Below are 17,788 nucleotides of genomic sequence, written 5' to 3' on the forward strand. Positions count from 1 at the left end.
CAGCCACTGGGCGACAGGGTCTGCCGCCCGGCGGTCGAGCCTTCATGAGCGCGTGATCGGCTCACTGTTTGATCGGTGTCACGAGTACCTTTTCCTCGGTGTCGAGGACGAACACCGCCAACAGGCGTGCAGGTTGGGTGTCACTGGCGTTGGCGCTGACCAGGTGCACGGAGCCCGGTTCCTCTACGAAGTTTTCGCCGACGTTGTAGATCTTTTCCGGCTCGCCTTTGACCTGGATGCGAAACGAACCCTCCAGGACCGTTGCATAGATGAAGGCCGTTTTCGGATGGGTGTGGGCCGGCGATGCGGCACCCGGCCCATACTCGACGACCACGCCCCTCATGCTCTTGCCAGGGATGTTGGGAATGGGACGGTCGAACACCACCGTCACCTTGCCGGGGGGCGGCTCGGCGGCTGTTGCGGCGCTGATCGAGAGCGCCGCGAAGACAGCGGCCATTAGCAATCGGGTAACCATGGGATTTCTCCTGGATTCGTAGGGAAATGTGCGGGTGCGATCCGTTACTGCGCCATCGACCGGGCCAGCCAGTCGTCGAAGCGGATCGCCCCCAGGCGTGCGTTCTTGCCGGTGACCAGCGATTGATCGTCGAGCACGGCGCCGAAGTAACGGGCATGTACATCCGGCACGACCTTGCGGTTGTCCTGGGTCGCCCGCAGATAACGCCTGGCCAGTTCGTCGATCGGCATGGTTTCCGGGCCACCGACTTCAACGGTGCCATTGACCGGTGCTGCCAGCACGACATCGGCCAGCGCCGCTACCACGTCGTCGGACGCTATCGGCTGGATCAGCGCCGGCGAAGCATGAATTTCCTCGCCAACGGCGAACGACTGGACAATGCCGCCGGCAAACTCGGAGAACTGCGTGGCACGTAGAATGGTGTAAGGAACGCCGGATGCCTTGATAAGGGCTTCCTGCGCGACCTTGGCCCGGAAATAGCCGGTATCGGGAAGCCGTTCGCTGCCGACAATCGACAGGGCTACGTGATGACGAACCCCGGCAGCGGCTTCGGCGGCCAGCAGGTTACGGCTCGACGTTTCAAAGAAATCGAGAACTGCCTGGTCCTCCCACGACGGTGCGTTCGCCACGTCGACCACCACATCAGCACCATCCATCGCTTCGGCCAGGCCTTCGCGGGTGATGCTGTTCACGCCCGTGCTGGGGCTGGCGGCGAGCGCATCATGGCCGCGCTCGCGCAGGGTGTTCACAAGTTTCGATCCGATAAGGCCGGAGCCTCCGATGACGACGATCTTCATGACTTTTCTCCGCTTGTCGACTGCAACCATTGCGTCGGTGTAGAAAGAGTGCCTGCGCGCACCAGGCAAGTCCTTGCGCCGGGCTTGGGTTTGCCTTGGCGAGTGCTTGGTTTTATGTCCAAAGCCATTGACGTTCGTCCAGCCGCCCTTGCCGCAGACGGTGCAGCGGGTGTCGAGCTGCCGTATCATCTGCCTCAGTTACCAACCGCCAGCCGCCTGGGACACGGAGTTGAGGGCGCTTCGCCAGGGGATGCTCAATTTGCCATTCACGTTTGAAGACTACGTACTCGATCAGGAGCGCCGGGAGCTGACCCTGCGCGGGCAAATCGTGGCCGTCGGACCGCAGGTTTTCGATCTGTTGCTGCTGTTCGTCAACAATCCCGACCGCGTCGTCAGCAAGGACGAGTTGCTCAAGGCGGTGTGGGGCGACCGGATCGTTTCGGAATCGACGATCACCAGCCACATCAATGCGGTGCGCAAGGCCATTGGTGATACCGGTGAGGAGCAGCGCCTGGTGCGCACCGTCCCCCGCAAGGGCTACCGTTTCGTTGGTCGGATCAACGGCGACTTGAGCGGGCAAACACCACAGCCTGACATCGACGAACGCGCAAGCGCTGCCCCGAAACAAATCCTCTCCCCTACGCTCGTCCTGCCGGACAAACCCTCGATCACCGTCCTGCCCTTCCAGAACCTGAGCGGCGATCCGGAGCAAGAGTATTTCGCCGATGGCGTCGTGGAGGACATCATCGCGGCCCTGTCGCGTATCCGCTGGCTGTTCGTCATTGCGCGCAATTCGAGCTTCACCTACAAGGGCCAGGTCGTGGACGCCCAGGGCGTCGGCCAGGAACTGGGCGTGCGCTATGTGCTCGAAGGCAGCGTGCGCAAGTGCGGGAACCGGCTGCGCATTACCGGGCAACTGATCGACGCGACAAGCGGGACGCATATCTGGGCGGAGCGCTTCGAAGGCCTGCTCGACGACCTCTTCGAGCTGCAGGACCAAATCACCGAAAGCGTCGTCGGTGCCATCGCGCCGCAACTGGAGCGGGCAGAAATCGAACGCGCCAAGCGCAAGCCGACGGAAAGCCTGGACGCCTACGACTACTACCTGCGGGCCATGGCAAAACTGCACAGCGGCAGCCGGGAAGCCATCGAGCAGGCGCTGCCGATGTTCTACCGGGCCATCGAACTCGATGCGGAATTTGCTTCGGCCTATGGCATGGCCGCCTGGTGCCACTTCTGGCGCAAGCTCAATGGCTGGATGAGCGATCGACCCGCAGAAATCGCCGAGGGCATACGCCTGGCGCGTCTGGCGGTGACCCTCGGCCGCGACGATGCCGTCGCGTTGACCCGGGGCGGACATGCGCTTGCTCATCTCGCCGGCGAAGTCGACGGCGGCATTGCGCTGCTCGACAGGGCGCGCCTGCTCAATCCCAACCTCGCCCCCGCCTGGTTTCTGGGCGGTATCCTGCGGGCACTGCACGGTGAAACAGACGCCGCCATCGAGCATTTGAACCATGCCGTTCGCTTGAGTCCGCTGGATCCGGAAATGTTCAGGATGCAGGTGGGGATGGCGCTCGCGCATTTCTTCGCCGGGCACTTCGATGCCGCTGCGCAGTGGGCGGAAAAGGCCCTGGGCAACCTGCCCAGTCTGCTGGTCGCGGCGGCGCTGGTGGCGGCCAGTGATGCGCTCGGCGGTCGAATGGAAAAAGCGAATCTGGCGATGCAGCGTCTGCAAAAGCTGGATCCTTCTTTGCGTCTGTGCACCCTCAAGGACTGGCTGCCCATTCAACGGCCTGAGGATTTCGCCCGTTTCGTCGATGGACTGCGGCTGGCCGGGCTACCTGAGTGAAGACGACCACCCTGTAGGAGCGAGCTTGCTCGCGATGGTCGTCAACGATGACGCGGGTTTTCTGATTAAACGCGGTGTCTTCAAGTTCATCGCGAGCAAGCTCGCTCCTACAACGTAGGCTAAGCTTTGATCAACTCGTTGCTCATGATGCTCGGTTCTGCAGGTTTTGGGTTTTTCTGGAGAGCGTCTGCAACAGCTATCCCAGACTGGCCCAAACCTTTCACGCAGGATTGCCGTGATGACAGAGCCCCTCCTCAGCTTTGATGCACTCAAGCGCGCCGCGGCTGCCGGCGAAATCGATACCGTACTGGTCTGCATGGTCGACATGCAGGGACGCCTGGTCGGCAAGCGATTCCAGGTCGAGTTTTTCATCGACAGCGGCCACGAAGAAACCCACTGCTGCAACTATCTGCTGGCCGATGACATCGACATGGAGCCGGTGCCGGGTTACGCCGCGGCCAGTTGGAGCAAGGGCTACGGCGATTTCGTGCTCAAGCCCGACATGTCCACCCTGCGGCGCGTGCCCTGGCTTGAGTGCACGGCGCTGGTGCTGTGCGACGTGCTCGATCATCACCATCGCCAGGACCTGCCCCACAGCCCAAGGGCCATTCTGAAAAAACAGGTCGAGCGCCTGCGCGAGCGTGGTTACACCGGCATGTTTGCCTCGGAGCTCGAGTTCTATCTGTTCGATGAGAGTTACGAGGCGATCCACAGGCGCAACTATCACAAACCGAAAACCGCCGGCCATTACATCGAGGACTACAACATCCTCCAGACCACCCGCGAAGAGCCGGTGCTGCGGGCGATTCGCAAGCACTTGCAGGCCTCGGGCATTCCCGTGGAAAACTCCAAGGGTGAATGGGGCCCGGGGCAGGAAGAGATCAACATTCGCTACGCCGATGCCCTGACCATGGCCGACCACCACGTCATCATCAAGCACGCCTGCAAAGAGATCGCGCAATTGCAGGGCAAGGCGATCACCTTCATGGCCAAGTGGCGCTACGACGCTGCCGGCTCCAGCAGTCACATCCATAATTCGCTGTGGGACAAGAACGCCAAGAAGCCGCTGTTCTTCGAGGCGAAAGCCGAGTTCGGCATGTCGAAACTAATGCGTTCCTGGGTCGCCGGCCAGCTCAAGTACGCCAACGACATCACCTGTTTTCTCGCGCCCTACATCAACTCCTACAAGCGCTTCCAGGCTGGCACTTTTGCGCCGACGCGGGCGGTCTGGAGCCGCGACAATCGCACCGCCGGCTTTCGCCTGTGTGCCGAAGGCAGCAAGGCCATCCGCATCGAATGCCGCATCGGCGGTGCCGATCTCAACCCCTATCTGGCCTTCGCCGCGCTGATCGCGGCGGGCCTGGCCGGTATCGACGAGAAGCTCGATCTGGCGCCGCCGTTCGAAGGCGACGCCTACCTGGATGAGCATTTGCCGGAAGTGTCCAAGACACTGCGCGAGGCGAGTGCCGCACTCAAGGCCTCCGGCATGTTGCGCAAGGCGTTCGGCGATGAGGTGGTCGACCATTACGTACACACCGCCGAGTGGGAACAGAAAGAGTACGACCGGCGAATCACCGACTGGGAATTGCAGCGCGGCTTCGAGCGCTATTGAGAACATCATGACTGCGAAGGTTCAATTGATCTCCCCGGTCGATGGCCGGGTGTACGCCGAACGCGCGGTGGCCGATGCGGCGCAGATCGAGCAGGCGCTGACGGCCGCTGCCAGCGCACAGGCGGCATGGCAACGCCGCTCACTGAGCGAACGCGCGGCGTTTTGCACTGCCGCGGTGGACGCAATGCTGTCGATGCAGGCCGACATCGTGCCGGAGCTTGCCTGGCAAATGGGCCGCCCGGTGCGTTATGGCGCCGGCGAACTGCGCGGTTTCGCCGAACGCGCCCGGCACATGATCGCTATCGCACCGCAAGTCCTTGACCGGGTAGAGCCCGAGCCTGTCGCGGGATTTCGTCGCTATATCAAACGCGAGCCGCTGGGCACGGTGCTGGTGGTCGCTCCGTGGAATTACCCCTATCTGACGGCGGTGAACACGATTATCCCGGCGCTGATGGCCGGCAACAGCGTGATCCTCAAGCATGCTTCGCAAACGCTGCTGGTGGGCGAGCGTTTCGCCGAGGCCATGCGTCGCGCAAAACTGCCCGAGGGGCTGTTCCAGAATCTGCTGCTCGACCATGTATCGACCGGGGCGATCATTGCTTGCGGGCGCGTGCAGCAAGTGAACTTCACCGGTTCCGTGGAGGCTGGAAAAGTCATGGAAAGCGTCGCCAGCGGACAATTTCTCGGTATGGGCCTGGAGCTCGGCGGAAAAGACCCGGCCTATGTCCGGGCAGACGCCAACCTTGAACAGGCGGTGGAAAATCTGGTGGACGGCAGTTTCTTCAATTCCGGGCAGAGTTGCTGCGCCGTGGAACGCATCTACGTCGACCAGAAAATCTACCCGGTGTTTGTCGAGCGCTTCGCCGAACTGACCCGCCAGTACGTGCTGGGCAACCCACTGGATGAAGCCACCACCCTCGGTCCGCTGGTGACACCGGGCGCCGCATTCTTCGTTCGCGGCCAGATTGCCGATGCGCTGGCCCAGGGTGCCAAAGCGCTGATCGATCCGAAGTCCTTTCCCGCCGACGTGCCGGGCAGCGCCTACCTGGCACCGCAAGTGCTGGTGGACGTGAACCATCAAATGTCGGTCATGCGCGACGAAAGCTTTGGCCCAGTGGTCGGCATCATGCCGGTGGCCAGCGATGAAGAAGCCATCGCCTTGATGAATGACAGTGAGTTCGGGCTCAGCGCTTCCATCTGGACCCGGGACCTCGCAGCAGCCGAACGCCTGGGCAACGAGATCGCCACCGGCACGGTGTTCATGAACCGCTGCGATTACCTGGACCCGGCATTGGCCTGGACCGGCGTGAAGAACAGCGGTCGCGGCGTCACCCTGTCGCCACTGGGCTACGAGCACCTGACCCGGGCCAAATCCTTTCATCTGCGTCACGAGGTGTAGACCATGAACCTGACAGGAAACTGGAGCTACCCCACGAGCGTTCGTTTCGGTGTCGGGCGCATCGCCGAACTGGCCGAGGTCTGTCGCAGCCAGGGTATCCAGCGACCTTTGCTCGTGACCGACAGCGGCCTGGCCCGCGCACCGATCACTACGGCGGCACTGGACGCATTGCGCGCCGCCGGTCTTGGCGTGGCGCTGTTTTGTGACCTCAAGCCCAACCCGGTGGAAGCCAACCTGGCCGGCGGGCTCGATGCCTGGCGTGCCGGCCAGCACGATGGTGTGATCGCGTTCGGCGGCGGCAGTGGCCTGGACATGGGCAAGCTCATTGCCTTCATGAGCGGCCAGACCCGTCCGGTCTGGGACTTCGAAGACATCGGCGACTACTGGACCCGCGCCGACGACAGCCGCATCGCCCCGGTCATTGCCGTGCCGACCACGGCGGGAACCGGTTCCGAAGTCGGCCGTGCGGCGGTGATCATCGACGAGCGCACCCACACCAAACGCATCATCTTCCACCCGAAAATGATGCCCCGCGTGGTGATCAGCGATCCGGCCCTCACCGTCGGCATGCCCGCCAAAATCACCGCAGGCACCGGCATGGACGCGCTGTCCCATTGCCTGGAAGCGTACTGCGCCCCCGGCTTTCACCCCCTGGCCGATGGCATTGCCGTGGAAGGCATGCGCCTGGTGGCCAACTCACTGGTGAAGGCGGTACACACGCCGTCGGACCTTGAGGCCCGCGCACAAATGCTCGCGGCGGCGGCCATGGGCGCCACGGCATTCCAGAAAGGCCTGGGCGGGATGCATGCGCTCTCCCATCCGGTGGGTGCGTTGTATGACACCCATCACGGCATGACCAATGCCACCTTCATGCCCTATGTCCTGCACTTCAATCGCTCGGCCATCGAGGAGCGCATCACCCGCCTGGCGGCGTACCTGCGCCTGCCCTCCCCGGGGTTCGACAGTTTCCTGGCCTTCGTCCTCAAGCTGCGCAAGGACATCGGCGTGCCCCATACCCTGGTTGAACTGGGCGTTGATGACCGGCAGGCCGACCTGATCGCCGACATGGCGATTGTCGACCCTTCCGCTGGCGGCAACCCGCTGCCATTGACCCGGGACGGCGTGGCAAAGATTTTCGACGCGGCACTTCACGGCCGTCTGTAGGAGCGAGCCTGCTCGCGATGGACTTGAGGATGACGCGGGGGGGCAGGCTCCCCGCGTCATCGTTGACGTTCATCGCGAGCAAGCTCGCTCCTACAGAAAACCAAGGTCGAGCCTACGGCGGCTCAGTTCGGCCTGTCCAAAACCTGAAAAGGGGCACACATCATGAACCCAGCAAGCCAGCCGGGCACCGAAACGCACGACGATGACGTCAAGGTGCTGCACAGCATGGGCTATGCCCAGCAACTCTCACGACGAATGGGGGTTTTCTCCAACTTCGCCATTTCCTTTTCGATCATCTGCATCCTCTCGGGTGGCATCAACTCCCTGGCCCAGGGCACCTCGGGCGCGGGCGGGGCATCCATCGGGATCGGCTGGCCAATCGGTTGCCTGATCTCCGGGGTATTCGCCATGGCCATGGCGCAGATTTCCTCGGCCTACCCCACCGCTGGCGGCCTGTACCACTGGGGCTCGATCCTCGGTAACCGCTTCACCGGATGGCTGACCGCGTGGTTCAACCTGCTGGGGCTGGTCACGGTGCTGGGCGCGATCAACGTCGGTACCTATTACTTCTTTTTCGGTGCCTTCGGGCCGGCACTGGGCATGGAAGACACGACCACGGTCAGGGTGATTTTCCTGGCAATCCTCACCGGCCTGCAGGCCTTGTGCAACCACTTGGGTATCGGCCTGACCGCCAAACTCACTGACTTCTCAGGTTACCTGATCTTCGCCACGGCGCTGGCCCTGACCATCGTCTGCCTGATATCGGCACCCAGCTATGAATTCGCACGGCTGTGGACCTTCGGCAACTATTCCGGCGAAGCGGGTGGCAGCGTCTGGCCGCAGGTCTCCAACGGCTGGGTTTTCATGCTCGGCCTGTTGTTGCCGATCTACACCATCACCGGCTATGACGCCTCTGCGCACACCTCCGAGGAAACCCGCAACGCGGCCATGTCGGTGCCGCGCGGCATGGTCATGTCGGTGGTCTGGTCGTTGCTGTTCGGCTGGCTGATGCTCAGCGCGTTCGTGCTGATGCTGCCGAACATGGACGAGGCGGCCAAGCAAGGCTGGAACGTGTTTTTCTGGGCCATGAACACCCAGGTCGACCCGATACTGAAACTGGTGCTTTTCGTGGCGATCTTCATTTCGCAGGTGCTCTGCGGACTGGCCACCGTCACCTCGGTTTCACGGATGATCTTCGCGTTCTCCCGGGACGGTGGCCTGCCCTGCTCAAAAGCGCTGTCCTCGGTCTCATCGACCCATCGCAGCCCGGTGGCAGCGATCTGGACCGGTGCCACCCTAGCGGTGTTGTTCGTCTGGGGATCGTCGGTGATCTCGATCGGGACAACGCCGGTCTATACCATCGTGGTGTCCTGCACGGTGATCTTCCTGTTCTTCTCCTTCGCCATTCCCATCGCGCTCGGCCTGTTTACCTTTGGGACGTCGAAGTGGCCGACCATGGGGCCGTGGAACATGGGGCGTTTCTGGTACTCGGTGTTCGCCATCCTCTCGATCCTGGCGATGATCATCATTTTCGTCATCGGCATCCAGCCACCGAACGATTGGGCGCTGTACATCACCATCGGTTTCCTGATCCTGACGGCCATCGTCTGGTTCGGTTTTGAAGCCCGGCGCTTCCAGGGGCCACCGGTGGGCGACATGATCGTCAAGCGCCAGGCTGAAATTGCCGCGGCGGAGGCGGCGTTGGACAGGAAATAGGCGAGTGCTGATTAACCTGTGGGAGCGAGCTTGCTCGCGATGGCGGCGTGTCAGGCGCCATTGATGTTGGATGTGCCGGCCTAATCGCGAGCAAGCTCGCTCCCACAAGGTTGTTTGGCGTTTACGGTTTTTTTGCAGGCTGATGATCTATCCTGTGCCTCCCCGATTCCGTCCCGGAGACACCTGTGCCCGCCCTCACCGCCCGCGAGGTTTACCAGCCGTTGCGCGATGCCGCTCAAGGCATTTGCACCTTCAAGCGAGTCGACGACGCCTGCGAGCCTGACCATGTACAGGTCGACATCGACAGCTGGCGCCTGACGCTCGACGTCGACGCCGGTCACCTGCGCCACTGCCTGCACGGCCAAAGCCCCGATGGCCGAGAATATGTGTTCGACAACGGGCAGCGCTTCGGCACCGACCCGGTGAGTTTGCTCAGCACCTGGGAGCTGGCGCAGATTGAACGGCTGCTGGCCTGAATCTTTCGCAACCTGTCGTTCCCTGGCCGCACTTGTGATACACAAGCCGGAGTGATTTTCGCGTCCAAGGAGGTTCTGCCCATGCCCCGTTCCCTACGCCTGCCGCACTGGCTGGCCTGCGCCCTGCTCGGTTTGCTCGCTGGCAGCGCCCAAGCCGGCACGACACCCCCGGCGCCCGATGCCTTGCAGCCCTTGCTGGCGACGATGAATGAGCGGTTGAACATCAGCGAACTGGTGGCGCTGACCAAGTGGGACAGCGGCAAACCGGTCCAGGACAACACCCGGGAAGCGCAAGTCATCGCCAACGCCAGGAAGCAGGCGGCCGAACGCCAGCTTGACCCCGACGATGTCGCCGTCCTGATCGCCGCCCAGATTGAAGCCAGCAAACTGGTGCAATACGGCCGGCTCGCACAATGGCAAGCGGCGCACAAGGCACCGGACACGCCACGGCCAGACCTGGGCAACGACATCCGGCCCAAGCTCGACAACCTGCAGAACCTGCTGCTCACGCAGTACGCCGCGTTCCTGCCCTACCGCAACGACCCGAACTGCCCGCAATGGCTGGCCACCGAACGTTCCGCGCTGATCAAGGATTATTTGCATGGCCAGGCGATGATTCGTGCGACCGGGGAGCTGTGTATTGCAGGGCGATAACGTCAAATGAGCCACATTGAAACCCTCGCCAAAATCCTGCTCGGCCCGTTGTTGCTGGCGCAGGGCCTGTATACGCGGCGGGTGACGCCCAAGTTGCCGGAGGCCGAAGGTGACCGCCAGGGCGAGGCCGGCAGCGGTGACGTGCTGCGCTTGTTGATTGTCGGCGACAGCGCCGCAGCGGGGGTGGGTGCGGCGACTCAAGGTGAAGCCCTCAGTGGTCGGCTGGTCGCGCGCCTGGCCGATGATTACCAGTTGTCGTGGAAACTCTGGGCGCACTCGGGGCTGGATTCACAAGGGTTGCTGGAGCTGCTCGAACAGCACGCCCCGGAGCCGTTCGATGTGGCGCTGTTGTCGATTGGCGTCAACGATGTCACCAGCTCTCTCACCCTGGATCAGTGGCTCACTCGGCAACGGCGCTTGATGGCGCTGCTGTGCGATAAATACGCGGTGAGGCAGATCGTGGTGTCGCCGCTTCCGCCGATGCATTTGTTCCCCGCGCTGCCCCAGCCGCTGCGCTGGTTTCTGGGTTTCAGGGCGCGACGGTTCAATGCACATCTTGCGGATCTGGCCGCACGCCTGGATCAATGTACGATGCTGACCACCCCGCTGGCGCCCGAACCGGGCTTGATGGCCAGCGATGGTTTTCATCCGGGGCCGATGCTTTATCGTCAATGGGCCGACGATGCCGCCAGGGTGATCGACCAACGCTTTCGCACCACAACAATAAAAACAGGAGTTGAAGATGTCTGAGCTGAAACTGAACCCCAATGTCGCAGCGTCCCTGAAGCAGTGGCACGCGATGCTCGACAACCGCGACTTGAGCGGTTTGCCCGAAATGCTCGATCCGCAGGCGGTGTTCCGTTCGCCGATGGCGCACACGCCGTATCCGGGAGCGCCGGTGGTGTCGATGATCCTCAATACGGTCATGGACGTGTTCGAGGATTTTGCCTATCACCGTGAGCTGGCGACGGCGGATGGCTTGAACGTGATTCTCGAATTCAGCGCCAGGGTCGGCGAGAAAGAACTGAAGGGTATCGACATGATCCGCTTCAACGAACAGGGCAAGATTGTCGAGTTTGAAGTGATGGTGCGGCCGCTCAGTGGCTTGCAGGCGCTGGGTGAGGAAATGGGGCGGCGGTTGGGGGCTTACCTGAAGGCCACAAAAGCCTGACATCCTGATCCCCCCTGTAGGAGCGAGCTTGCTCGCGATGGGCGTTAACAAAAACGCGTACTTGCTGGCTCAACGCGGCGCTCTTGAGTCCATCGCGAGCAAGCTCGCTCCTACAGGTACAGGTTTTGTGTAAAACCGGAAGTCATCACACCATCGGCTGGTGACTGGTCACGCAGTGAATGCCGCCACCGCCCGCGGAGATCGCGTCGATGTCGAGTTGCACCACCTTGCGCTGCGGGTAGAGTTCGGACAGCAGGTCGAAGGCTTTGGCATCGGCTTCTTCGTCGCCGAATTGCGGAGCGATGATCGCGCCATTGATCACGAAGTAGTTGATGTAGCCCGCGGCGAAGTCCGGGTTGTCGTTGCTGAACCGGCTGTTGCGCGGGTTGAGCGGCGGCGACACGGTATGCACCTGCAACTTGCGGCCATCGGCATCCGTGGCGTTTTCCAGGATCTGCAGATGGGCGCGAGTGACCTTGTAGTCGTAGGACTCGGGGTCGTTGTCGAGGTTGGCGATGACCACGCCGGGCTTGACGAAGCGCGCATAGAAATCGACGTGGGCGTCGGTGATGTCCTTGCCCTTGATGCCCGGCAGCCAGATGATTTTGCGCAGGCCCAGCCGTTCTTTCAGTTCCTCTTCGACCTCAGCCTTGCTCCAGTCCGGATTGCGATTGCGGTTGATCCAGCTGCTTTCGGTCATTATCCCTGTGCGGTGGCCATCCACTTCGATGCCACCGCCCTCGCCCACCAGTTCGCTTCGCTGGTAATCCGCCTTGGCGTTTTCGGCGACCAGGGCGGCCAGTTGCGCATCGTCCGCATGCTGCTGTTTGTTGCCCCAGCCGTTGAAGTTGAAGTCCACGGCAGCAAGGCCGCCGCTTCCGTCGACGACAAAATTGGCGCCGATGTCGCGCATCCAGATGTCATCCAGTTCGGTGATCACGAAGGTCGTGTTGTGGCTGCCGCATTTGGCTTCGGCCAGGCGCCGTTCGCTCTGGCGACAGAACACGGTGACCGGCTCGTATTGGGCAATGCTGCGGGCGATCCGGCCAAGGGCGTCTTGCACGTGGGGCGTGAAGTCCTCCCAGATCGCGGCCTGTGCCCCGAAGGCGATGAAGGCCCGCTGGTGTTTGTCCCCTTCATCGGGCATGTACCAATTGCCTTTGTCGGCCGCTCGCACCGGCAGGCCGGCAAAGCCCAATCCCATGGACGCCACCGTGCCCATTGCGGCTGCGACCGATACCTGCTTGATGAATGTTCGACGTGTCGGCATGTGATTTCCTGAAATCGAGGTTTGGCCGGCCCTCGGGCCGGCCGATGATCATTTGACTGTAGCGGTCTTGAACTTGGTCCAGGTGCGCATGCGTGCCCGCATGTCGGCCTGGGGAATGTCCTTACCGGGAATCAGCCGCGCGTAGGTGGCATCATCAAGGTAGATGTCCGGGTTGTTGCGCATCGCGGCATCGACATCCGGGCGTGCCTTGGCGTTGGAGGTCGGGTAGCCGGTGAAGTTGCTGATGGCTGCCATGTTTTGCGGGCGCATCACGAAGTTGATGAACGCGTAGGCGTACTCCGGATGCCGGGCGTCGACGGGAATGGCCATGGTGTCCATCCACACCGTGGTGCCTTCGCGGGGGATGCGGTAGTGGAAGGTGGTTTTCTTGCCGGCGCTGTCAGACGTGCGCTGCGCCTGGGTCATGTCGCCGCTGTAGCCGAGGGACATGCACAGGTTGCCGTTGACCAGGTCGGTCACCGGTTGCGACTGGAACTTGCGAATGTACGGCCGCAGTTTCATCAGCAAGTCACTGGCCGCCGCCAGGTCCGCCGGTTTGGCGCTCCGCGGGTCGCGGCCCAGGTAATTGAGCACCACGGCCAGCACTTCGTCCGGCGAGTCGATCATCGAGATGCCGCAGTCGGCGAATTTCGCCGCCAGTTCCGGTTTGAACAGCATGTCCAGGCTGTCGACCGGCGCATCCGGCGCACGCTGGGCAATCTGCCCGGCGTTGTAGGTCAGACCGATGGTGCCCCAGGTGTACGGGACCGTGGCCTGGCGCGACTGCTCATAGTGCGAGCGCAATTTCTGCAACCCCGGCTCGACGTCATTCAGAGCAGTAAGTTTTGACTGATCCAGGGGCTGCAAACTGCCAGCGCGCATCAGGCGTTCGGCCACGGTGTCACCGGGGAAGATCAGGTCGTAGCCACTGCCGCCAGCGAGCATTTTCGCTTCCAGGGTTTCACTGCCGTCCATCACGTCGTAGATCACTTTGATCCCGGTTTCGGCGGTGAACTTGCTCAAGGTGTCCTCGGCGAAATAGTCGGCCCAGTTGTACAGCCGCAGGGTTTTCTCTTCGGCGTGCAACGCAGGCACCGCACAGCTCAGCGCCAGCCCCATGGCCAGGCACAGCTTGTTGATCGTGTTCATGTCACACCCCTTGGGTTGCCCAGCGTGAGTGGATCTGACGACCGTCCTGGGTCAACAAGGCGCCGTACATTTCCGGACGGCGATCGCGGTAGATACCCCAGGTCAGGCGGTCCTCGCGCATGGCCGCCAGGTCCAGGCTGTGGACCAGCACGCCGGTGCTGTCGCGGTCGGCTTCGGCGAGCAACTTGCCCTTGTGGTTGCAGATGAACGACGAGCCATAGAAGCTCATTTGCAGAGTCGGGTCGGTGGTCGCCGCTTCCCGGCCGACCCGGTTGGCCGCCACCACCGGCAGCAGGTTGGCGGCGGCGTGGCCGCGCATGGTCATCTGCCAGTGATCCCGGGAATCGAGAGTGGCACAACCCGGTTCGGAGCCGATGGCCGTCGGGAACAGCAGCACTTCGGCCCCCATCAACGCCAGGCAGCGGGCGGTTTCGGGGAACCACTGATCCCAGCAGATGCCCAGGCCGATGCGCCCGAACGCGGTGTCCCAGACCCGGAAACCGCTGTCGCCGGGGCTGAAGTATTCTTTCTCCTGATAGCCGATGGCGTTGGGGATGTGGGTCTTGCGGTACACACCCAACAGGCGCCCGTCGGCGTCGGCCACGCTCAGTGAGTTGAAGTAGGCGTTGCCGGCCTTCTCATACCAGCTCAGCGGCAGCACCACGCCCAACTCTTTCGCCAATGCGGCGAAGCGCTGGAGCACGTGGCTTTCGCGATACTCCTCGGCCAGTGCCAGGTGTTTGTGGTGTTGCTCGATGCAGAAATACGGCGTGGCGAACAGCTCCTGCAACAGGATGACCTGCGCGCCCTTGGCCGCCGCTTCGCGGACCAGTTGCTCGGCCTGGTCGAGGTTGTGTTTCAGGTCCCAGGTGCAGGGCATCTGGGTGGTGGCGATGGTCAGCAGTGTCATGGCATCAACCCCGCACCGGCCAGGCCGGCTGTTGCTGGGTGATGCAATGCACACCGCCACCGCCATGGGCCAGATGGTTGATCCGCACCGGCACCACTTCACGACCGGGGAACGCCTGCGCCAGCACTTCGGCAGCGACCTTGTCGGCATCGATGCCGTAGGCCGGCATGATGATCGCGCCGTTGGCGATATAGAAATTGGTGTAGGAGGCGCAGAACACTTCGGCCTCGGTGTCCACCGCATCGGTGGCTTCGAACAGTTCGATCAGTTCGAACTGGCGGCCCTGGGCGTCGGTGGCCAGTTCAAGGGCGCGGCGGTTCTCCCTGGCCACTTCGGCGTACACCGATTGCTTGTCGTGGGTGGCGTCCACCAGCAACACGCCGGGACGGGCAAAGGCGCACACGCCATCGACGTGGCCGTCGGTCATGTCACCGGTCACATAGTCGGGATCGCCCGGCAGCCAGATGGTTTTCTTCACACCCAGCAGGCGGGTGAAGATCTCTTCGATCTCGGCCTTGCTCACGCCCGGGTTGCGATTGGGGTTGAGCAACACCGATTCGGTGGTGATCAGCGTGCCCTCGCCGTCCACATGAATCGCGCCACCCTCATTGCTCAACGCCGTGCCGAAGCACTCCAGTCCCAAATGATTGAGCGCACGGCGGGCCAGGCTTTCGTCCAGATCGTGAGCCGACTTGCCGCCCCACGCATTGAAGCGCCAGCTCACACCGGCCAGGCCTTGCTGCGGGTGGCAGACGAAGCTCGGGCCGGAGTCGCGGCACCAGCTGTCGTTGACCGCCAGTTCGATCAACTCGATGTTCGGCCCGCACAACGCCTTGGCGCTGGCGACGGCTGAAGGATCGACCACCAGTTTCACCGGTTCGAAGCGGGCGATGGCGTTGGCCACCCGGGCGAAATCTTCTTGAACCTGTGGCAGTGTCACCCGCCAGCCTGACTCCCACAGGGTCTTGTTGTGCGGCCAGACCATCCAGGTGGCGGCGTGAGTGACCCACTCGGCCGGCATCGTCCAACCGCTGTTTTGAATTACGTTCTGCTGCATGACAAGCACCTCTGAGTTAAGTCATTGTGTTCAATGAAAACGGCCTTGGCGGTCTTGGCATGCATGCTACGGCTGGAAAAACAGGCAAACAAACGATGGATTTTGCAGACAACTGATTAGAGGAGCTTATCGATATGCTCAAACACTGGCCGCCCCTGAGCACCCTGCGCGGCTTCGAAGCCGCCGCCCGGCTGGGCAGTTTTCACAAGGCTGCCGACGAGTTGCACCTCACCCAATCGGCGATCAGCCAGCAGATCCGCAGCCTTGAGGCGTACCTGGAGCAACCGTTGTTCCATCGCAGCGGGCGCAGCGTCAGCCTGACCGATGCCGGGCACGATCTGCTGAGCACCACCCAGGCGTTGTTGCAGCAACTGGCGGTGGGCATTCGCCGCTTGGGGCAATACCAGAAGCCCAATCAATTGGTGCTCAACACCACCCCGGCGTTTGCCCGGCATTGGTTGTTGCCGCGCCTGGGGGATTTCCGCCGGCAGCATCCGCAGGTCGATCTGTGGATTTTCAGCACCGATGAAGTGCCGGACATGGCCAGCCAGACCATCGACCTGGCGGTGCGCGACGACATCAGCTCCCAGGCCGAATGCAGTTTCAAGGTACTGCACGCCGACCGCCTCTACCCGGCGTGTCACCCGAGCCTGTTGGCCGTGCCCGTGGAACAGCGCACCACCCTGCATGGCGAGCGGGAAATGGACTGGAGCCACTGGGCGGTGGAATCAGGAATCGATGTGGGGCAGATGGATCAGGGGCTGAATTTTTCCGATCCGGGTTTGCTGCTGGACGCGGCCTGTACCGGACTGGGCATTGCGCTGGTGAGCCAGTTGCTGAGTCGGCAGGCACGGGCCACCGGGCTGTTGCAGCCGATGGTGGAGCAAACCATCCGCGGCCCGAACTGGGCGCTGCTGACCCACCGTGACAGCGAGAACATCCCGATGGCGCGGGCCTTTACCCAGTGGCTGGTCGACAACCTGGCGGCCGAGCAGCAGACCGCGGCGTGATCATTGCGCCGGGAAAGTTTGCAGGTAGGCCAGCAGGTCTTCGATTTTTTCCGGGTCGCTGAGGCCCCAGAAAATCATGCGGGTGCCGGGCACGACTTTCTTCGGCGCTTCGAGGTAGGCGATCAGGGTTTCGCGGTCCCAGACCAGGTTGGCGGATTTCATCGCGTCGGAATACACGTAGTCCGTGGTGACGGCGGAATGGCGACCGATCACGCCATTGAGTTGCGGGCCAAAGAAGGCGCGAGCCGATTCACCGATCTGATGGCAGCCGCTGCAGAGGCGCTTGTACACTTTCTCCCCGGCCTGGACATCGCCCGCAGCAAGGGTGGGTGTGCTGAACAGGCCCGCGATGAGCGCCGAGGCGAGGGTCAGTGCTGCGAGTTTCTTCATGTTCCGTTTCCAGTCGGGTGTTGCCGGATGGCTATTGGAACATGCGGGCCGGGGATATCCCAAGTGGTCAAATGGACGCAATCCCTGTGGGAGCGGGCTTGCTCGCGAAAGCAGTAGTCCAGCCACCTACGATGTTGAATGTGAAGGCCTCTTCGCGAGCAAGCCCGCTCCCACAGGGGGCCTGCGCTCATCATGATGGTTGTGACCGATGAGGGTAGACGGTGTTCGAGGGGTTTCAGGAATCGCTGACTGACGGCGCCTGGGGCACGGGGCGGGTTTTCACGGTGACGAACATTTTGATGCGGTCACCGATTTCCTGGAGGGTATGGCGGAACGGGTCGTGTCTTTCGCTGGTGGTCGGGTCTTCGAAGCTCCAGACCATCACTTCACCGGTAAACGGCATGCGTGAGGCCTCTTCGCAAGACTTGTCGCACAGGGTGATGACGTAGTCGAATTCCTGACCTTCGAAATCTTCGAGGGACTTGCTGCGCAAGCCGCTGGCATCGACACCGATGTGATCGAGGGATTCGAATGTGCGCGGGTCGATCTCGCTGGCCTCAAGCCCGGCGCTGAAGGCCTGGAAATCGGCAGGATCGGTGTGGCGAAGCAGGGCTTCAGCCATGGGTGAGCGGACATCGTTTCGGGCGCAGACGAACAGCACGCGACGGGGGTCGGTCATGGGTTTACCT

General features: G+C 62.4%; 18 protein-coding genes. 10 read left to right on the forward strand and 8 right to left on the reverse strand.

Annotation, left to right across the window (positions count from 1 at the left end; genetic code table 11):
- Positions 1-61 precede the first annotated feature (61 nt).
- Together AC1RS8_RS16680 and AC1RS8_RS16685 are read right to left on the reverse strand one after the other, a co-directional pair.
- On the reverse strand, positions 62-475 hold the full coding sequence (locus AC1RS8_RS16680) for a cupin domain-containing protein (RefSeq protein ID WP_057714230.1): 414 nt from the start codon (positions 473-475) through the stop codon (positions 62-64).
- A gap of 44 nt (positions 476-519) precedes the next feature.
- Complete coding sequence (locus AC1RS8_RS16685) at positions 520-1,272, reverse strand: SDR family oxidoreductase (protein ID WP_057714229.1); 753 nt, start codon at positions 1,270-1,272, stop codon at positions 520-522.
- Positions 1,273-1,531: 259 nt separating this feature from the next.
- Here AC1RS8_RS16685 and AC1RS8_RS16690 point away from each other — a divergent pair, with 259 nt between their 5' ends.
- The 9 genes from AC1RS8_RS16690 to AC1RS8_RS16730 all read left to right on the forward strand — a co-directional run bounded on the left by AC1RS8_RS16690 (position 1,532) and on the right by AC1RS8_RS16730 (position 11,313).
- On the forward strand, positions 1,532-3,121 hold the full coding sequence (locus AC1RS8_RS16690) for a winged helix-turn-helix domain-containing tetratricopeptide repeat protein (RefSeq protein ID WP_489338806.1): 1,590 nt from the start codon (positions 1,532-1,534) through the stop codon (positions 3,119-3,121).
- Between the two features lie 238 nt (positions 3,122-3,359).
- Complete coding sequence (locus AC1RS8_RS16695; RefSeq protein ID WP_489338807.1) at positions 3,360-4,733, forward strand: glutamine synthetase family protein; 1,374 nt, start codon at positions 3,360-3,362, stop codon at positions 4,731-4,733.
- 7 nt (positions 4,734-4,740) lie between these two features.
- Positions 4,741-6,132: an aldehyde dehydrogenase family protein gene (locus AC1RS8_RS16700; protein ID WP_218496282.1), complete on the forward strand. Its 1,392-nt coding sequence runs from the start codon at positions 4,741-4,743 to the stop codon at positions 6,130-6,132.
- 3 nt (positions 6,133-6,135) lie between these two features.
- On the forward strand, positions 6,136-7,296 hold the full coding sequence (locus AC1RS8_RS16705; protein WP_057714226.1) for an iron-containing alcohol dehydrogenase: 1,161 nt from the start codon (positions 6,136-6,138) through the stop codon (positions 7,294-7,296).
- A gap of 162 nt (positions 7,297-7,458) precedes the next feature.
- A complete protein-coding gene (locus AC1RS8_RS16710; RefSeq protein ID WP_489338808.1) occupies positions 7,459-9,012 on the forward strand; it encodes an amino acid permease in 1,554 nt (517 codons plus the stop codon).
- Between the two features lie 185 nt (positions 9,013-9,197).
- Positions 9,198-9,488 (forward strand): DUF7693 family protein, encoded by a 291-nt coding sequence (locus AC1RS8_RS16715; protein WP_489338809.1) that lies wholly within the window; start codon positions 9,198-9,200, stop codon positions 9,486-9,488.
- 81 nt (positions 9,489-9,569) lie between these two features.
- A complete protein-coding gene (locus tag AC1RS8_RS16720) occupies positions 9,570-10,142 on the forward strand; it encodes a chorismate mutase (RefSeq protein ID WP_154861316.1) in 573 nt (190 codons plus the stop codon).
- 6 nt (positions 10,143-10,148) lie between these two features.
- Positions 10,149-10,892: an SGNH/GDSL hydrolase family protein gene (locus tag AC1RS8_RS16725; protein ID WP_489338810.1), complete on the forward strand. Its 744-nt coding sequence runs from the start codon at positions 10,149-10,151 to the stop codon at positions 10,890-10,892.
- A complete protein-coding gene (locus AC1RS8_RS16730; protein ID WP_090456533.1) occupies positions 10,885-11,313 on the forward strand; it encodes a nuclear transport factor 2 family protein in 429 nt (142 codons plus the stop codon). The genes AC1RS8_RS16725 and AC1RS8_RS16730 overlap by 8 nt, the downstream gene beginning before the upstream one ends.
- A gap of 145 nt (positions 11,314-11,458) precedes the next feature.
- Here AC1RS8_RS16730 and AC1RS8_RS16735 read toward each other — a convergent pair whose 3' ends face one another.
- Genes AC1RS8_RS16735 through AC1RS8_RS16750 form a run of 4 tightly spaced genes read right to left on the reverse strand, consistent with a single transcriptional unit; the run spans position 11,459 to position 15,699 of the window.
- Positions 11,459-12,583 carry an agmatine deiminase family protein gene (locus tag AC1RS8_RS16735; protein WP_493163105.1) on the reverse strand — a complete coding sequence of 375 codons (1,125 nt, stop codon included), beginning with the start codon at positions 12,581-12,583 and terminating at the stop codon, positions 11,459-11,461.
- A gap of 48 nt (positions 12,584-12,631) precedes the next feature.
- Positions 12,632-13,732 (reverse strand): extracellular solute-binding protein, encoded by a 1,101-nt coding sequence (locus tag AC1RS8_RS16740; RefSeq protein WP_407515594.1) that lies wholly within the window; start codon positions 13,730-13,732, stop codon positions 12,632-12,634.
- 1 nt (position 13,733) lies between these two features.
- Positions 13,734-14,642, reverse strand: coding sequence for an N-carbamoylputrescine amidase (gene aguB / locus AC1RS8_RS16745; RefSeq protein WP_057714218.1), 909 nt, complete (start codon positions 14,640-14,642; stop codon positions 13,734-13,736).
- Positions 14,643-14,646: 4 nt separating this feature from the next.
- On the reverse strand, positions 14,647-15,699 hold the full coding sequence (locus AC1RS8_RS16750) for an agmatine deiminase family protein (RefSeq protein ID WP_154861321.1): 1,053 nt from the start codon (positions 15,697-15,699) through the stop codon (positions 14,647-14,649).
- A gap of 134 nt (positions 15,700-15,833) precedes the next feature.
- Between AC1RS8_RS16750 and AC1RS8_RS16755 the strand changes: the two genes are divergently transcribed.
- Positions 15,834-16,709 carry a LysR substrate-binding domain-containing protein gene (locus AC1RS8_RS16755; protein ID WP_223503333.1) on the forward strand — a complete coding sequence of 292 codons (876 nt, stop codon included), beginning with the start codon at positions 15,834-15,836 and terminating at the stop codon, positions 16,707-16,709.
- On the opposite strand, the gene AC1RS8_RS16760 is transcribed toward AC1RS8_RS16755, so the two are convergent.
- Together AC1RS8_RS16760 and AC1RS8_RS16765 are read right to left on the reverse strand one after the other, a co-directional pair.
- Positions 16,710-17,099, reverse strand: coding sequence for a c-type cytochrome (locus AC1RS8_RS16760; protein ID WP_489338812.1), 390 nt, complete (start codon positions 17,097-17,099; stop codon positions 16,710-16,712). It lies immediately after the preceding gene.
- A gap of 235 nt (positions 17,100-17,334) precedes the next feature.
- Positions 17,335-17,778, reverse strand: coding sequence for an arsenate reductase ArsC (locus AC1RS8_RS16765; protein WP_218496262.1), 444 nt, complete (start codon positions 17,776-17,778; stop codon positions 17,335-17,337).
- Positions 17,779-17,788 lie beyond the last annotated feature (10 nt).

This window comes from Pseudomonas sp. GW821-FHT12A04, from assembly GCF_058807755.1.

Excerpts from the sequence above, each read along its gene's own strand:
- AC1RS8_RS16680 (WP_057714230.1), bottom strand. The coding sequence starts at position 475 with ATGGTTACCCGATTGCTAATGGCCGCTGTCTTCGCGGCGCTCTCGATC.
- AC1RS8_RS16685 (WP_057714229.1), bottom strand. The coding sequence starts at position 1,272 with ATGAAGATCGTCGTCATCGGAGGCTCCGGCCTTATCGGATCGAAACTT.
- AC1RS8_RS16695 (WP_489338807.1), top strand. The coding sequence starts at position 3,360 with ATGACAGAGCCCCTCCTCAGCTTTGATGCACTCAAGCGCGCCGCGGCT.
- AC1RS8_RS16700 (WP_218496282.1), top strand. The coding sequence starts at position 4,741 with ATGACTGCGAAGGTTCAATTGATCTCCCCGGTCGATGGCCGGGTGTAC.
- AC1RS8_RS16705 (WP_057714226.1), top strand. The coding sequence starts at position 6,136 with ATGAACCTGACAGGAAACTGGAGCTACCCCACGAGCGTTCGTTTCGGT.
- AC1RS8_RS16710 (WP_489338808.1), top strand. The coding sequence starts at position 7,459 with ATGAACCCAGCAAGCCAGCCGGGCACCGAAACGCACGACGATGACGTC.
- AC1RS8_RS16720 (WP_154861316.1), top strand. The coding sequence starts at position 9,570 with ATGCCCCGTTCCCTACGCCTGCCGCACTGGCTGGCCTGCGCCCTGCTC.
- AC1RS8_RS16725 (WP_489338810.1), top strand. The coding sequence starts at position 10,149 with ATGAGCCACATTGAAACCCTCGCCAAAATCCTGCTCGGCCCGTTGTTG.
- AC1RS8_RS16730 (WP_090456533.1), top strand. The coding sequence starts at position 10,885 with ATGTCTGAGCTGAAACTGAACCCCAATGTCGCAGCGTCCCTGAAGCAG.
- AC1RS8_RS16735 (WP_493163105.1), bottom strand. The coding sequence starts at position 12,583 with ATGCCGACACGTCGAACATTCATCAAGCAGGTATCGGTCGCAGCCGCA.
- AC1RS8_RS16740 (WP_407515594.1), bottom strand. The coding sequence starts at position 13,732 with ATGAACACGATCAACAAGCTGTGCCTGGCCATGGGGCTGGCGCTGAGC.
- aguB (WP_057714218.1), bottom strand. The coding sequence starts at position 14,642 with ATGACACTGCTGACCATCGCCACCACCCAGATGCCCTGCACCTGGGAC.
- AC1RS8_RS16750 (WP_154861321.1), bottom strand. The coding sequence starts at position 15,699 with ATGCAGCAGAACGTAATTCAAAACAGCGGTTGGACGATGCCGGCCGAG.
- AC1RS8_RS16755 (WP_223503333.1), top strand. The coding sequence starts at position 15,834 with ATGCTCAAACACTGGCCGCCCCTGAGCACCCTGCGCGGCTTCGAAGCC.
- AC1RS8_RS16760 (WP_489338812.1), bottom strand. The coding sequence starts at position 17,099 with ATGAAGAAACTCGCAGCACTGACCCTCGCCTCGGCGCTCATCGCGGGC.
- AC1RS8_RS16765 (WP_218496262.1), bottom strand. The coding sequence starts at position 17,778 with ATGACCGACCCCCGTCGCGTGCTGTTCGTCTGCGCCCGAAACGATGTC.